Genomic DNA, 15,229 nt, shown 5'->3' on the forward strand with positions numbered 1-15,229 from the left:
AAATGAGTAATAGTTCTGGACATAATAAAGATAATATACTTGAATTTTTGGTGCAAGCAGCGAATAAACACGACTTCAACTTGGATATCACATTAAATGTTAAAGGAGCTGTCATTACAGGTACATTGGTATCGGCAAAGGAATACTTCAGCACCTTAAGCAGTACTCTCGAAGGTGGAAACGACATTGCCCAGATGCTGAGTGAAGAGCTGGATCAGGCTGAGGAGATTGCCCAGAAAAACGATGATACCGAGGCGAATTTTCTCCATATGAAAGACGCCAAGGTATATTGCGGCGACAGCAAGCCAACTCCTTCAAAGGGACAAATCCTTTGGCGCGGCAAATTAAGCGAGATTGATGGTTTCTTTTTAGGGAGAATATTGGATGGCAGCGACCAGGAGACATAATTGTTGATGAAAATGTCATATATCCCCGTATCTAAGTCTTAGAATATGAAGCTCGGCAATGAACGCGAGGGGCTGGCGGCTCAAATGGACGCGGTGCATAGTGTTGATTTGCTAGTAGCAGCCTACGAAAAAATGCTGAAAAAACCGAACAATGATATACTAGTGATAGAACAATAGTATTCATTTTGGAGGGCGGATAATATGCGTAACGAAGAAATGCTACTCATTCCTGGACCAACACCGGTCGTCGATTCAATTTATGATGCAATGGCACAGGAAACACGAAGCCACACGGACGGAAGATTCACCGCGATTTACAAAGAGGCCATCGACATGACCCGAGAAATGTTCCGAACAGACGGGGAAGTATTTGTCGTATCGGGATCAGGAACGCTCGCGATGGAAATGGCACTCGTCAACACTGTTACCGCAGGAGAAAAGTTATTAGTCATCAGCCAAGGCTATTTTGGCGACCGCTTCATTAAACTAGGCGAAGCGTTCGGCATCGACGTTGAAGTGCTTCAATCCGAATGGGGCAAGCAAGTAACACCTGGCGAAGTCGAAGCCAAGCTCGCTACCGATAAATTTAAAGCTGTAACAATAACACACGCGGACACTTCCACAGGAGTTGTCGCCGATTTAGACGCGCTCGTGCCGGTCATCAAAAAGCACGGCGCACTCATCATATTGGACGGCGTTGTTGCAACCGCAGCGATTGAAGAAGATATGAGCAAAGAATACGGCAATCCTGACTATAAAATCGACGTTATTTTAACAGGTTCACAAAAAGCAATTGGGGTGCCACCAGGTCTTGCAATCGTCGCTTTCAATAAAACCGCATTAGCAGCGCGCGAAAAAATTGAACGCGTACCGGCTTATTATGCTGACATCTATAACTGGATTCCGATAATGAACGACCCGAGCAAATATTTCGCGACCCCACCGGTGAACTTGATTTACGCTTACCACGAAGGTATGCGAATGGTTCTGGATGAAGGTCTAGAAAAACGTTATATACGCCATGAAGCTTACGGAAAAGCAGTACGCGCGGGACTTGCCGAATACGGCATGAAAGCGTTGGCAGAAGAAGATGTCGCCGCAGCAACATTAAGTTGTATTCTGTATCCAGAAGGTGTGGACGACGCAACATTCCGTGACGAAATGGCGAAAAAAGGCGTCATCCTCGCTGGATCGCTCGCACATTTAGGCGGGAAAGCTTTCCGAATCGGGCATATGGGGAATACGACTGCGGAAATGCTGGAGAAAGCGGTTGAGCTGATCGGCGTGACGTTGAATGAAATGGGTCATGTTGTTGATTTGGAGAAGGCTGTAGTGAGATTTAGAGCGCAATTGGAAGTACCAGTATAAACGACTGACTTTTATTCGAATAAAACATTGGAGCCCAAATTCGTTTAGGAATTGGGCTCTTTTAAATACCTGCATATTTAGCTTCTTCAATGTTTTACCAGATGAAATAACCGTTCTATAATTTTGATTGTATATAAACGCCGAATTCAAAAAACACCCAATCCAGAGGATGAGCGTTTTTTTTAATTATATGAGTAGTGTTGTTCTCTCTAGAGATCTCAATAGACAACTTATCCTTTTGCACCTTTCCATTACCATACGCAGTTATCCACCCACCCCCTATTGCTCCAAATAATGTGAATAAACCTGTAATTATCGGCACCCATGTATCCATATACTATAACTGCCTTCCCATTTTATTGTATCAAACATATGGAATACATAGAGGTTGTGAATTAGACTTCAGTTCATAATCAAGGGTCTGCATCAGTCAATCTGGCCCAAACACTAAATAGACGCGATGCCCCTTTTTAATCCTCTAATCCTTTTACCTATACAAGTCTGCTTCGATTTACATAGAATACATTAGTTTGCTAAGGAGGTGAAAATTTTGGAGAAATTTATCGCAAAGCTAAGAGGTAAAAACGAAGTACCTCCCGTAAATACAGAAGCTTTTGGAGTGGCTAAATTTATTTCTAACAAGCATTGTACAACAATTAAATTCCATCTAGAAGTCAACGATATTGAAAATTTCGTTCAAGCACATATTCACTTTGGCGCTCGTGGTGTAAATGGACCCGTCCTCGTTTTCCTATTTGGGGCTGATTTAATGACTTTAGAAGAACAAAATGGGATAAGCACTCGTCGGGGAATAATTACTGGAATCATTACAGATAAGGATATCGTCGAAAATAACGTAGGTGTAGATGATGTCAGTGACTTACTAGAACTTATGCAAAAAGAACTTACGTATGTAAACGCTCACACTGAACAAAATCCTGATGGAGAAATTAGGGGGCAAATTATTCCTGTCTATATGCACTAAGGTAATAAATACTGCCTCAAAGATATAATCGAATGCCATAGATAAAAGATTTAGGGAAACTGAAAAACTTCGTTGGAGACTGTTCTAGAATCTGGATATACATCTTTTGCTCAAGGATGATATTATAAAGAATTCGAGGGGCTTTCAGTTAAATATACTAATTAGCCCCCTAGGACTAAAAAATCTTTTTAGTCCTTCAATAGTTGTATAATCCAAGGATACAAATCAACAACTCTCATATGCTTTGGCTCCTTTTCTGTCCCCGTGACAATCATTGGAATCAATGAATCCTGCTTGTGAATGGACCCATGTGCCGCGCCTCCTGGATGGACTGGCGTTCCTTCGCCCGCAAATTCAAAACCGGGCTTTGCATCAACGATAATATAATTTCCGGGATGGGAATGTAAGGAAGTATACAATCGTGCCAGTGCATCCGGGTAGGTACCATATTCGACATTATGATTGTTTACTGAAAGATCTAAAACAGCATGTTCACCTTTTAATGACCATGACTGACCGTATTTATCCTTATAGTCTCCGTTACGGCGGAATATTATTTTTTCTTTATAGCCACTTGCTGCTACATGCACATCTGAACCACTTTTCCAGGCAACCAGATTCATTCGATCATCTTGCTGAAGATGGACTGCGATTTCTTCAAGTGCTATATTTTGATCTAAATTATAGATGAAAGCCATCCTTTCATTATATGCTAAGACGATTTGGTCATTATTTTTTACTGGTTCTGTGATTTTGTGTACTTTATAAGAGTCTAAAATCTCATTTAAATGGATTAATGATTTACCTTTTTCTTCCCCGACATTTGCTTGTCCGCTGTCTCCCATTACAATCCAAATAGCGGAATTGAGTGCCTCGTCCCAAGATTCGTAAGCACTGAATATTTCCTGAAGCTGCTTATCTGTTTTTTCGATGGCATCAATATGATCCATAGGACCGTTTTTATGAATACTTTGGTCGAGATCTGGAAAATAGGTGATTGTAAAAGCAGGAAGCTTTCCATTTTGAATTAAATATTTTAATTCCTGAGCAGCAAATTTGTCATTAAATCCGAACTTTTCCCATGGTTGGGTGTTTTGATTGTTTTTCGGGCTAAACTGTGCCAATACACCATAGGAAAATAACAATGGCGTTTCAATTTGCAAGCTTTCGGGCAGCATGTCCAGCTTCGATAACGCTTTCGGCATGTTTAATGTCTTTTTTTCGTTTCCCCGGTAGACAAGTGCATTAATGGAGGCACTTTGCAAGCCTTTCACCGCTAATTCTTCATGTATCGTTTTTACGTCACGGCTTAAATGGGAGTGATTTAAATGATACAGATTGTCTTCAATCACATTTTTTAATCCTAATTTAAACACTTCTTCTTTTGCGCTTCCATAATTCACGAGCCGCTTTTCTTTTTGGTCGTACCAAACAAGACCTGGAACTCGATGCTTATCCGAATAGGTTCCGGTTAGAAGGGAGCTGTCGATTGTTACTGACATCGTTGGATAACTGCTGATAACGTTTGGGTAATAACGACCTTGTTCGATTAAATATTTAAAAGCTGGCGCACGTCCTTCTTTGATCGCCTGCTGGAGAGGCTTATCCATTAAGGAGTCAATTATTAATAGAATGATGGGATTCTCTGATTGTGTGACATTTTTTTGTTCTAAAGATTGATTTGGAGGTTTCATGCCTCTTCTCAAAAAGATGATTGCAAACACAATGATGATGAGGGTTAAAATATATGACATTTTTTTCATCCTTTAACCTTTCCTTTTCTTCAGAATATTTATCTTGTCATGAATAGCATACCTTTCATATTTGATTCTATTCTATTCAAAATCACTATTTAGATTAATGATCCTTGATAACCATATAAGAAATTAAATGTATTGAAACGATAATAATGAGAAAAATGAGTGTATAAAGGCTATTTATTAAGGAGAATAACTTTTGGAGATCAAAGTAATGACTTTTAATATTCATCATGGCAAGGGATTGGATAAACAAGCCAATCTCTCCAGAATTGCTGAAGTTATCGATATATGTAATGCTGATATCATCGGTCTTAACGAGGTTGACAGGCACTTTTCCAAGCGCAGTCTTTATGAGGATCAGGCCGATTGGCTTGCAAATCAATTAAAAATGGATTATGCCTTCAGCCCATCTATTTCAAAACAATCAAAGTCATTAAAAGAGGTACGACAATATGGAAATGCTCTTTTATCTACATTCCCAATTCTTATAAAGAAAACGCACCAAATCAATGAAGTATCAGGGATAATCGAAGGAAGGTCTTTGTTAGATGCCACCATTCAGATAAACAAACAACCCATTCAAATAAATGTTACACACCTTAGTCTTAATCCCTTTCTTCACAGGAAGCAAACAGATTTTATAGTAAATCATCACCATAAGAATTCCAATCCAGTTATTTTAATGGGGGATTTGAATATGAGACCGGGATCTAAAGGATGGAATAAATTAGCTGAAGAGTTTCAAGATGCATGGCATTTGAAAGGAAAAGATGCAGGTTGCACTTATCCATCACATCGCCCAAGAGCGAGGCTGGATTATATCTTCGCCAGTCAAGATTTTAGAGTAGTCGATGCCAGTATTGTAACAAAAATACCGAACGCTTCCGATCATTTGCCGGTAATCGCAACACTATATTACAAAAATTAAGTGTGTTACCACCATATGTAAACGACAGTTAGCTAAGAATGATCATCCATACCATAGCTAACTGTCAGTGTTTCATCGCTAAATTTTATTGGGAACATGTTCCGACTGTAGATTACTGTTGCTGGTTAGTTGTGCCTTGATTGCCCATGTTAGATAACTGCGGAATCATATTTTGTAATTGTCCGCCACGCCCGGTCATCAGGCTATAGGCAGCAGCGCCAATTCCAATGGCTGCAACAATTGGTAATACCTGAATGTTATTTTTCATTTTTACTCCACCTTTCTGTAGACTGTTTTTTTTCTTAATCATTTATAGCTTGTGTATTACTTTTTCAAATAATCAAGTGATTTTTTTCCATTGATCTGCCTTCGCTGGAATTGCTGATTTAAACTCCATACTTTTGAAAAAGCGCAACTTTTGACAGAATGGAAGAAGGATTCGATTGATTATCGCTGATTGTTTCCATTATTGTCGTTATATATATCGGACGATTGATGAAGTCTGGAGAAAAGTACAGTGAGAATGGCATGCGTATGACCGCAAGAAATGTAAAAGAATGCGACACGTTTATATAAACGTAGTGAAAAGCTGACGAAGAAAAATCGTTGGTACTTGGATCGATATTTAGGAATATCTGAAGAATTGAGCAAAACATATGAACTGAAAGAGGCCTGCTGTGAATGGTTTGACTGGGCTAAATCGACAGGGGACTATTACAACAGAAAACCCTCCAATTAACAGCTCTAAAACTTCTTCTTCTTCTTCTTCTAGTGGCATAAGAAACCCCTCTTTCACTCCGTTAGATTAATTAGATTTTTATACTACTCTCATAACTTCCTTGTTTTTTCTCCTGACTTAATAATAATTGTGATATCACTTGCTTGGCCCCATTCTATGTGGTTTTTCATCTGCGACACATCAATATCTTTCTTGATTACTATTCGTTTACGTTCCTTCCCTTTTAAAGTGACCACATATAGTGCATCGTTGTTCATGAGCGATAACATTGGTAAATCATCTTCGCCGGGATAGTGTTCATAAAATTCAACAGTGAATTGGGTATTTCCTTTATTATAATTTTCGAAAAGAAGTTCACATACTCCATGCAGCGTTGTCTCATTTTTCATTTCAAAATTACAATTACTTTCATCGCTTTGATAGGAAATTGCATAAATGCCAGTTGCAACGGTTTTTTGATATGTACTGGCTATGAAAGGAGGAATAAAAATCGCTATCATAATAGCAAGAAATTGAAATCGAACATGATACTTCCTCAATGATTTCCCCAATAAAGATAGGCTTGCAATTAGTAACAATAACGATGCTAAACCAACGTAATGAAAACCATTTACTGTTCTAATAGGTATATTTAATGCCGTAACAACTGTTTCGCCATAAGGATTTTTATGTGGGAAAGGAAAATTTAACACCATAGATATAATAAAAGGAACTAGAGCAATATAGATAAATTTCCTATCTTTCATGAAGGTATCATCGTTGTACGTTTTATATAGCATTGGTTTATTTCTCAACAATGTCCCCCCTGTTCCTAAAACTATGCTGTAGGTTGAATAAATTAATTAATAGATACTTGAATAAGCTCAACACTAGTTAGTGTTTCTCGATAAATTTCGGCAAAGGAGATCAAAGTATTCCATCAAATATTTTTTGATAAAAGAAGGGCAAGATCGAACCTACGAGTAAACCTGCTAAGAATGAAGCAGTTACTAAAAGCCTGAATTTACGAAGCGATAATTCTCTTCTTTTATATGCGATATTGAAGACTTTAATCAGAGAATAAACTGTCATAAATATTATTATAGCTGAGAATATGCTAATCAAAATCCACTCCATTATGAAACTCCTTTCATCGATTAGTTTTTCAAGTAAACCTTGTTGAACTATCCTGCTCCGTTAGTTGAATATACTCAAACTAGTAGTTAATTTTTCTTCCTTAAAATAAATGATTCTCGAATAAAAGCCCCAGTTGCTCCAGACAGAAAGATTATAACTACTAAGTTAATAACTCTTATGAATGTATGTGGCGTATAAATAACTTGATAGCATTGATAAATTGTAAATAAGGCGTAAATAACTGACATAGTTATTAAAAATTTAGGCGTTGCTTCTCTTCGTTTCTTTATTATGATCAACCCTTACGCCCTTCTGTCAGTAGAATTCAACGTTTGTTTAAGATAAACCTTCTTAATTCTATAAATTTATCCTAAGTCGAGATTGGTGTAGTTTTATTTATTTACGAAGTGGTCTTACCCTGATGTTGTTTCGCGCAATCTCATATAACGTCCGCTCAATCGGATAAAAACAACGATTATGTCCTCCCAATCGGTTAAAACCGGCAATAATCTCCGCCCAATTTATGAATTACGCGTAATCGCTCTCGAAGTCCTCCCATCCTCCAACGCTCCCGCCCAATTAAGAAAAAGTAATAACTTTAAAACACATTATTACAAGAATAATTTCATACAGTGACAGAACATCGCAGTTATACATTTAATTAATTCCAACTAACTAAAGGGGTGTTCCTATCAATGGGAAATGAAGTTCTAGTCAGCGAAAAACTTAGCGAAGCGCACACTTTACCATCATGGCTTTATACAGACCCTGACGTCTTAGAGGTAGAGCGAACTGAAATATTCGCCAAGTCCTGGCAGTATGTGGGACATGTTAGTGAATTTAAAAAAGCGGGCGATTATATCACAACTGAAATCGTTGGAAAGCCGATTTTTGTGACATTAGGAAATGATGGGGAAATGCGTGCCTTTTATAACGTATGCAGTCATCGGGCTGCAAAACTAGTTGAAGGAGAAGGGAATAAAAGAATCATAACTTGCCCGTATCATGCGTGGTCTTACCGATTGGATGGCTCGCTTAATCGAGCTCCGAATATGCAAGGCGTCGAGAGCTTCAACGCGCAAGACTTTTGCTTGCATGACGTCCGATTAGAGCTATTCGAGTCGTTTATTTTTGTCAATCTCGATCCGCATGCAGAACCGATGACAAAACTGTATGGCGGTTTATTTGAACATGTGAAGAACGATAATTTGGAACGATTTAAAAAAGTTCGGGTGAAGGAAACGATTTGCCATTCGAATTGGAAAGTAGGAATCGATAATTACTTGGAATGTGATCATTGCCCGCTCGTCCATAAATCACTCGTATCCAAAGTGGATATGGGACAGTATGAATCGGCTCTTTACGACAATTACGTTTATCAAGAAACCCCGCTCAAAGGCGAGACAAGCGATTTTGAAATGGGTCAAGGGGGGAGGTACTACTGGCTTTACCCGAATATGTGGTTCTCATTTGATCCCGGACCGCCAAATGTATCTATTCACCAGTCGATACCGATTGATCATAAAACAACCAAATACGTTTATACGACATTTTTTATGAACGATAACATTTCGAATGAAGAGGAAGAACTGATGGCCGTCGATGAAGATGTACGAAAAGAAGACAAAGAGATTTGTGAAGTCGTTCAAAAGGGGATAGAAACGGGTGTGTACAAACGAGGAAGGTTTTCTTTGACTGAAAACTGTGTCCACCATTTTCATTTACTCATGCAAAAAAGATTGAAACACCTTTTGCCATTGAAATAAATTTTCCACACCACAAAAGAAGGATGGTGAATATGAAGGAAACGGTTAAAGAAGGTCCACAGAATCTTAAGCGAGTGATGAAAAGTAGACATTTATTCATGATTTCATTAGGAGGAGTCATCGGAACGGGATTATTTCTAGGTTCGGGCTATGCGATAGGGGAAGCCGGACCGATTGGGACAATTTTAGCCTACCTAGTAGGCGGTCTGCTAATGTATTTAGCAATGGTATGCCTTGGAGAACTGTCGGTGATAATGCCGGTTTCAGGATCTTTCCAGGCCCATGCAACCAAGTATATCGGACCCGGAACAGGATTTATGATTGGTTGGATCTATTGGTTAAGTTGGGCGCTGTATGTAGGGCTTGAGTTTATCGCAGCCGGATTATTAATGGGAAGATGGTTCCCGGATGTGCCGACATGGATTTGGTGCGCGTTATTCATAGTGCTTCTATTTTCCATCAACGCTTTAAGTACCAAAACCTTTGCCGAAACAGAATACTGGTTTGCGGGAATAAAAGTCATTGCAGTTATTTTGTTCATCGGGATCGGTTTATGTGCGATGTTCGGGTTAATTGCAATGGACGGAACACCGGCCCCATTTTTGTCTAATATTGTCGCGGACGGAATATTGCCCACAGGAGTTACGGGCGTTTTTATCGTTATGATGACTGTTATTTACGCATTTCAAGGCTCTGAAATTATGGGGGTCGCAGCCGGAGAAACGGAAGAACCCGAGAAAAACATACCGAAGGCAATTCGCACGATTGTTGTGCGGGTGATTGTGTTTTATATACTTGCGATCTTCGTTTTGTCGGCACTCGTTCCATGGAAACAAGCCGGGGTCCTTGAAAGTCCATTCGTGACTGTTTTAGATATCATCGGCATTCCATTCGCGGCGGATATTATGAATTTCGTCATATTAACAGCCATTTTGTCAGTCGGAAATACCGGTCTCTTCGCTTGTACGAGAATTCTTTATTCATTATCCCAGGACAAAATGGCGCATCCGCTGTTTGGGAAATTGAATAAACGCGGCGTGCCTATGAATGCATTATATGTAACGTTGGCTTTCGCGCTCTTGTCGCTGCTTACTAGTTTCATAGCGGAATCAACATTATTTGTAGTGTTGCTGTCTGTCAGCGGAATCGGCGGAACAATAACTTGGCTGATTATCGCTTTATCGCAATATAGATTCCGAAAACAGTATTTGAAAGATGGAGGTAAGCTAGAAGACTTGAAATACAGAGTGCGTCTCTTTCCGTTCATCCCGATTCTCTGTATCTCGATTTGCATACTGCTATTCGCTTTCACAGCAATCGATCCAACGCAACGTGTGTCGCTATTTTTAGGCCTTGGTTTTATTGGTGCATGTTATCTGTATTACTATTTACGCTATACGAGGAAAAAGAAGGTTACTGAGTCTTAACATTGTTTGAAAGTAGGTAAATTAAAATTCCCCGAGTCTATAATGACTTGGGGAATTTCGTTGTTAATATACACACTATATCATTGTTTAAGAATAGGTTTTAACCAATTGCCAAAGCCCCAGCTGCTTTCGCACGTATCTTCGTTGCGTCACCTGGCAAATAAGCAAGCGGCACATCTTCAAAATCAACGATGACAAGATCATCAGGATCAGCCCCGGCGTTGATTGCTTCTTGTCGAGCCATTTCTTTGGCAGCTTCAAGTGTTTTTTCTCTTCCAAGCTCATCAAGTGAAAAGATTCGTTCGATTTGTCCGCTTACTTGTGATATTGCGGAACCAATGGCATTTGCGACGCCAGAGTTGTTCGGTTTGATCACTTCGGATGCGCCTTTTAATTCAGCAGGGAACAAGATGCTTCCGCCTCCTACTAAAATGACGGGAACGGGTTCTGCACTTGTTTTCATTTTATCAATGGATTCTTCGACCATACCAATCATTTCTGCGTAAATCTTTTCAAGTAATGCTTTATCCAAATGAGCGATATGCTCGGGATTACCAAGTTCAGCTTTCCCAAGAGCAACGGCAATGTCTGTCGTCGTTAGTGTATCGCCGCCAAATATTAAACTCTTTTCATGGAGCTTATGGCCAACACTTTCAGGACCGATTTGGAAACTTCTATCATCATTAATTTGAACAATCGTGCCGCCGCCGAGCCCGATGGCAGAGATATCAGGCATTCGGAAATTTGTACGAACACCGCCAATTTCAACTGCAAGGGAAGACTGACGAGGGAATGAACCAATCAGCACACCAACGTCGGTCGTTGTCCCGCCTACGTCGACAACGATTGCGTCAGACTGCTCGGTTAAATAGGAAGCACCGCGCAAACTATTTGTTGGTCCGCAAGCAATCGTTAAAATCGGGTATTTCACTGTATATTCCACCGACATCAACGTGCCGTCATTTTGTCCGAAAAACACTTTTGCGTGAATGCCTTCTTGCTTTAACGCTTGGACAAAGCCATCCGCTGTAGATCGTGCGACATCGACGATAGCGGCGTTCAAGATGGTCGCATTTTCTCGTTCTAAGAGGCCCACACTTCCGATTTCATTGGACATTGAAAGAGCTACATCATTTCCGAGAACCTCCGCTAATATGGCTGCCGCCCTTGTCTCATGCGTGTCTGAGACGGGGGAGAAGACGGATACGATCGCGACGGAATCTACTTGACCTTTAATCTCTTCTGCAATTTGGTAAATATGTTGTTCATCCAATTCAACGATTTCACGACCGTCAAACTCATGACCACCGCGGACAAGATAAACGTGTTTGCCAAGGATGGTCTTTAAATCTTCGGGAACACCGACCAGCGGTTTAATCGCAAGCGTAGCCGGAGCGCCGATGCGGATGATGGCAACGCGATTCAATCGTTTTCGCTCGACGATCGCATTCGTGCAATGTGTCGTTCCGAGCATCGCGAACTTAATTTTCTCTACAGGCACATCAGCCGATGCGACGACTTCCTTCATCGCATTATAAATTCCGCTGCTGACATCTTCTGTCGTAGGTGCTTTCACTTCAGAAATAACGTTATATGATTCATCTAAAATGACTGCGTCTGTGTGCGTACCGCCAACGTCAATACCAATTCTATAACTACTCATGTCAGTTCCCCTCCTTGCGAATTAAATCCTCGAGTGGTGTGAAATCCAAGTCATAGCCGAAGTAACGAGGACCCGCGACTTCAATTCCCTTATCCGTGCGCCACAGAGGATTGGCCGGCATTCCGATGACGATGCAACGCGCACCGTATTTCAGTCCTTCAGTCGTAATCGGCATGCCCGTGTCCGAATCCAGAACAGCAATTAAATCGGGCGTCACGCAAAGTACTTTATCTTTAGTTTCGGCAAGTAAATGTTCATTTTGAAAATGAAGGTAACACTCTTCACCTTTATAGTCGTCTAAACCTTCAATCGTCGCAGTTCCTTTTGCAAAACCTGCTTCAGTTTTTCGGTTTATATCCGTCACTTTTCCTTTGAAGAGTCGATGGCCGTTCGTCAATTTAAGCACTTCTTCAATTGGGTCTTCATTTCGTTCTTTCGCTTCACGGATTTTTCGTCCGATTTCCTCTTCTAGCGTTAAAATATTATGGATTGCGGACTGTTTCACTGTTTTCCCGTCCATTGGGTAAATGGAAAGCATTACTGAGCCGCCCATTTCAATCGTCGCAGTTCGCGCAATCCGTTCAGCCCATACATTATTAATCGTATTGAGGAGAAGATTATTTCCTTTTTCATCCGATAAAACCATCGGGGTTGCAGGGACGCCATCCAAGTAAAATGTCACCATTTGCAGTTCAGGAAACGCGCGTCCCATTCCATCCGCGTCGATAACAGGCAAACCGAGTCGCGCAGCCAATGCGAGGGGGAGTAATGAGTTGACGCCGCCCGCTTCGATTGGCATTGTCGCATACACTTCCTTGCCTAAATACTCTTGAATCGCTTCAAATGCAGCAACTGCTTCTTCGCCGTTAGGAATTTTCTCGACCATAACAGTTGGCGCACCCATCATGGCAGAAGGGATAACAAGCGCATCATCCGGAACCTCGTCCGGGCTTATCAGGCGAATGGGTCCGTATTCTTCTACGGCTTGCTGCGCCATTAGTTTTCCGATGTAAGGGTCACCGCCGCCACCTGTACCCAGTAAGGCTGCTCCAATCGCGATATTCTCAATTTCTTCTATTCCAATATATCTCATGAAATTTTCCCCCTTTGCTTCACTAAAACAAGTTTTTCACTCGAGCTTTGCATAACTTTGCTTGCGATAAGCTGAAGGCCGAATGCGACCAAAAACGCATCAAATCCAGACGCTCCGGTTATAGAAAACAGTCCAAATCCATTAGGCGCGGGTGTTGTCATAAACGCAACAAGTGATGAAAGCACCCAAATTGAAACACTGACAATATGCAAGTTTTTCATTGATGAGAGGTTTTCAAAATCATATTTCTTCCTGTTCAATAAGAAGTCTCCAACATAAATTCCACCAATTGGGGGAATCAAGGCACTTAAGAAAATAAGGAAGGGGATAAAGTTTTCGTAAATCCCTCCAACCGCCATCATCGTACCGATAAATCCTGCGGCGATTGTTAAAATGAACTTAGGCGTTTTTCTGAAGATAACAGAAAATCCAAGTGCCGAAGAATATAAGTTATTATCATTCGTTGTCCACTGCGCAAGTATGAGAACTAACATTGCGCCAGTACCCCAGCCAAGTCCGAGCATGATGGCAACGATATCTACTTCTGCGGTCGCTTTTGCAAGGATGGCAGCGATAATAAGAACAATGCTGAACCCGACGAAAAATCCGACAAATGAAGCAATAATTGCATCTTTCGATGATTTGGCATATCGGGAAATGTCAGGTCCGATAATCGCCCCAATCGCAAGGGAACCGATAACCAGTGAAATTGACAATCCAACCGTTAAAGGATCACCGATAAGAGGAGCCGCTGCGACTTCTGAAAATGATCTACCATTCATTACTTTGATCAATGAACCGATTAATAAAGCTGCAAGAAGGGGAACGGCGATCAGGCTTAGTTTTTCAATTGCTTTATAACCGATAAAAGCAGTCGTTGTCATTAAAACGCCACCCGCGACAACGAGTATTTTTGGATGAATGTTAAGGTTAAACACATCAACAAGCACATTGTGCAAGCTGATTCCAAATAGATCGAGCTGCACGCCGAACCAGCCGAAAAGGGCAATCGCGACAACAACTGACACCGCGTACGAACCATAACGCCCCAAGGCAAACATGGAAACGAGCGATGTCGACAGCCCCGTTTTAGCTCCGACTACACAGCAAAGAGCGCTAAGTACTGCCAATATGAAACAACCGATGAACGAAGCAATAACTGCATCTGTCATGGAAAGTCCGCCTCCGAGTGCCCCGCCTAGTGCTGTTGCAGAGAGAGCGACGATGCCTCCAATCCAAACAATCGAAAGCTTCCCCCAACCTTTACGTTTATCTTGTGGAACTGGTTCCAGTTCATAGTCTTGCACTAATTCTGGTTCAACTCTTTTTTCCATAATTTTTCCCTCGCTTTTCATTATATTTTATTTATAATCATGAATATTCAGATTTCAATACGTCGAATATGGATTGAATCATTTGGTCGGCCAATGCCACTTGTTCTTCAAAATCTTTGCCTTTGTAAAGATTGATGCCCCAAAACACGCCATTTCCGATTAATACAAATTGCTTGATAACACGATTCACTTCTTCTGATGGGATTAATGGAAAATCTCTTTTCAAAAGAGCTTCCAAGGAATCGACGAGCCAGTCAGTATATTTGAGCATATGCTTTTGCAAATCCGCTTTAATTTCCGGGATTGGCGAAGTTACGAGTGAAATATAAGCTGTTGTCGCTTGAAGATCTCCCGTATGGTGAGAAACAATTCCTTTTAACATCGCCGAAAATATCTTGTCGACCGTAGCATCCTCGTTTTCAAGGAGGATTCTATTCATTTCATCAAAATGATTCAAAAGCAACTGCTCGAATGCTGCGATGAACAACGCTTCTTTGTTTTCATAGAAAAAGTAGATAGAAGCAGGTTTTATCCCGACTTCCGACGCGATTTTTCTCATTGTGGCGCCTTGATAACCATGTAAAGAATAATGGAGAAGTGCCGCATCTATCAGTTCTTGTCGCTTCATTTTGTCACCACCTAA

The 15,229-nt window shown here is 40.8% G+C and carries 13 protein-coding genes and 1 pseudogene; 7 read left to right on the top strand and 7 right to left on the bottom strand.

Annotated features, from left to right (window positions below):
• Positions 1 to 2 precede the first annotated feature (2 nt).
• The 3 genes from gvpU to G8782_RS07835 all read left to right on the top strand — a co-directional run bounded on the left by gvpU (position 3) and on the right by G8782_RS07835 (position 2,760).
• Positions 3 to 407, top strand: a complete 405-nt coding sequence (gene gvpU / locus G8782_RS07825) for a gas vesicle accessory protein GvpU (RefSeq protein WP_172370395.1) — start codon at positions 3 to 5, stop codon at positions 405 to 407.
• A 201-nt stretch (positions 408 to 608) separates the two neighbouring features.
• Complete coding sequence (locus G8782_RS07830; RefSeq protein WP_172370396.1) at positions 609 to 1,775, top strand: pyridoxal-phosphate-dependent aminotransferase family protein; 1,167 nt, start codon at positions 609 to 611, stop codon at positions 1,773 to 1,775.
• A gap of 541 nt (positions 1,776 to 2,316) precedes the next feature.
• Entirely contained in the window at positions 2,317 to 2,760 is a 444-nt protein-coding gene (locus G8782_RS07835) for a CHRD domain-containing protein (protein WP_343035010.1), read from the top strand.
• Positions 2,761 to 2,948: 188 nt separating this feature from the next.
• On the opposite strand, the gene G8782_RS07840 is transcribed toward G8782_RS07835, so the two are convergent.
• Positions 2,949 to 4,514 carry an alkaline phosphatase family protein gene (locus tag G8782_RS07840; RefSeq protein WP_172370397.1) on the bottom strand — a complete coding sequence of 522 codons (1,566 nt, stop codon included), beginning with the start codon at positions 4,512 to 4,514 and terminating at the stop codon, positions 2,949 to 2,951.
• A 202-nt stretch (positions 4,515 to 4,716) separates the two neighbouring features.
• On the opposite strand from G8782_RS07840, the gene G8782_RS07845 reads away from it, so the two are divergent.
• On the top strand, positions 4,717 to 5,448 hold the full coding sequence (locus G8782_RS07845; RefSeq protein ID WP_246231611.1) for an endonuclease/exonuclease/phosphatase family protein: 732 nt from the start codon (positions 4,717 to 4,719) through the stop codon (positions 5,446 to 5,448).
• A 112-nt stretch (positions 5,449 to 5,560) separates the two neighbouring features.
• Here the strand turns inward: G8782_RS07845 and G8782_RS07850 are convergent, their stop codons facing one another.
• The gene (locus G8782_RS07850) at positions 5,561 to 5,716 is read right to left on the bottom strand and encodes a hypothetical protein (RefSeq protein WP_172370398.1); all 156 of its coding nucleotides are present in this window, start codon (positions 5,714 to 5,716) and stop codon (positions 5,561 to 5,563) included.
• 175 nt (positions 5,717 to 5,891) lie between these two features.
• Here G8782_RS07850 and G8782_RS18485 point away from each other — a divergent pair.
• Positions 5,892 to 6,157: pseudogene (locus tag G8782_RS18485) on the top strand (transposase); the annotation flags it as partial.
• A gap of 119 nt (positions 6,158 to 6,276) precedes the next feature.
• Here G8782_RS18485 and G8782_RS07860 read toward each other — a convergent pair.
• On the bottom strand, positions 6,277 to 6,981 hold the full coding sequence (locus G8782_RS07860; RefSeq protein WP_246231612.1) for a hypothetical protein: 705 nt from the start codon (positions 6,979 to 6,981) through the stop codon (positions 6,277 to 6,279).
• A 1,017-nt stretch (positions 6,982 to 7,998) separates the two neighbouring features.
• Here G8782_RS07860 and G8782_RS07865 point away from each other — a divergent pair.
• A complete protein-coding gene (locus tag G8782_RS07865) occupies positions 7,999 to 9,069 on the top strand; it encodes an aromatic ring-hydroxylating oxygenase subunit alpha (protein WP_172370399.1) in 1,071 nt (356 codons plus the stop codon).
• A 32-nt stretch (positions 9,070 to 9,101) separates the two neighbouring features.
• Positions 9,102 to 10,496, top strand: a complete 1,395-nt coding sequence (locus tag G8782_RS07870) for an amino acid permease (RefSeq protein WP_216667811.1) — start codon at positions 9,102 to 9,104, stop codon at positions 10,494 to 10,496.
• Between the two features lie 100 nt (positions 10,497 to 10,596).
• Here G8782_RS07870 and G8782_RS07875 read toward each other — a convergent pair whose 3' ends face one another.
• The 4 genes from G8782_RS07875 to G8782_RS07890 are packed head-to-tail and all read right to left on the bottom strand — an operon-like array spanning position 10,597 to position 15,214.
• On the bottom strand, positions 10,597 to 12,159 hold the full coding sequence (locus G8782_RS07875; protein ID WP_172370401.1) for a hydantoinase/oxoprolinase family protein: 1,563 nt from the start codon (positions 12,157 to 12,159) through the stop codon (positions 10,597 to 10,599).
• Position 12,160: 1 nt separating this feature from the next.
• Complete coding sequence (locus G8782_RS07880; protein ID WP_172370402.1) at positions 12,161 to 13,252, bottom strand: S-methyl thiohydantoin desulfurase family protein; 1,092 nt, start codon at positions 13,250 to 13,252, stop codon at positions 12,161 to 12,163.
• Positions 13,249 to 14,586 (bottom strand): purine-cytosine permease family protein, encoded by a 1,338-nt coding sequence (locus G8782_RS07885; RefSeq protein ID WP_172370403.1) that lies wholly within the window; start codon positions 14,584 to 14,586, stop codon positions 13,249 to 13,251. Before G8782_RS07885 ends, G8782_RS07880 begins: the two co-directional genes overlap by 4 nt.
• Positions 14,587 to 14,623: 37 nt before the next feature.
• Positions 14,624 to 15,214 carry a TetR/AcrR family transcriptional regulator gene (locus tag G8782_RS07890; protein WP_172370404.1) on the bottom strand — a complete coding sequence of 197 codons (591 nt, stop codon included), beginning with the start codon at positions 15,212 to 15,214 and terminating at the stop codon, positions 14,624 to 14,626.
• Positions 15,215 to 15,229 lie beyond the last annotated feature (15 nt).

It is taken from the genome of Sporosarcina jiandibaonis (genome assembly GCF_013184495.1).
GTDB classification, from domain to species: domain Bacteria; phylum Bacillota; class Bacilli; order Bacillales_A; family Planococcaceae; genus Sporosarcina; species Sporosarcina jiandibaonis.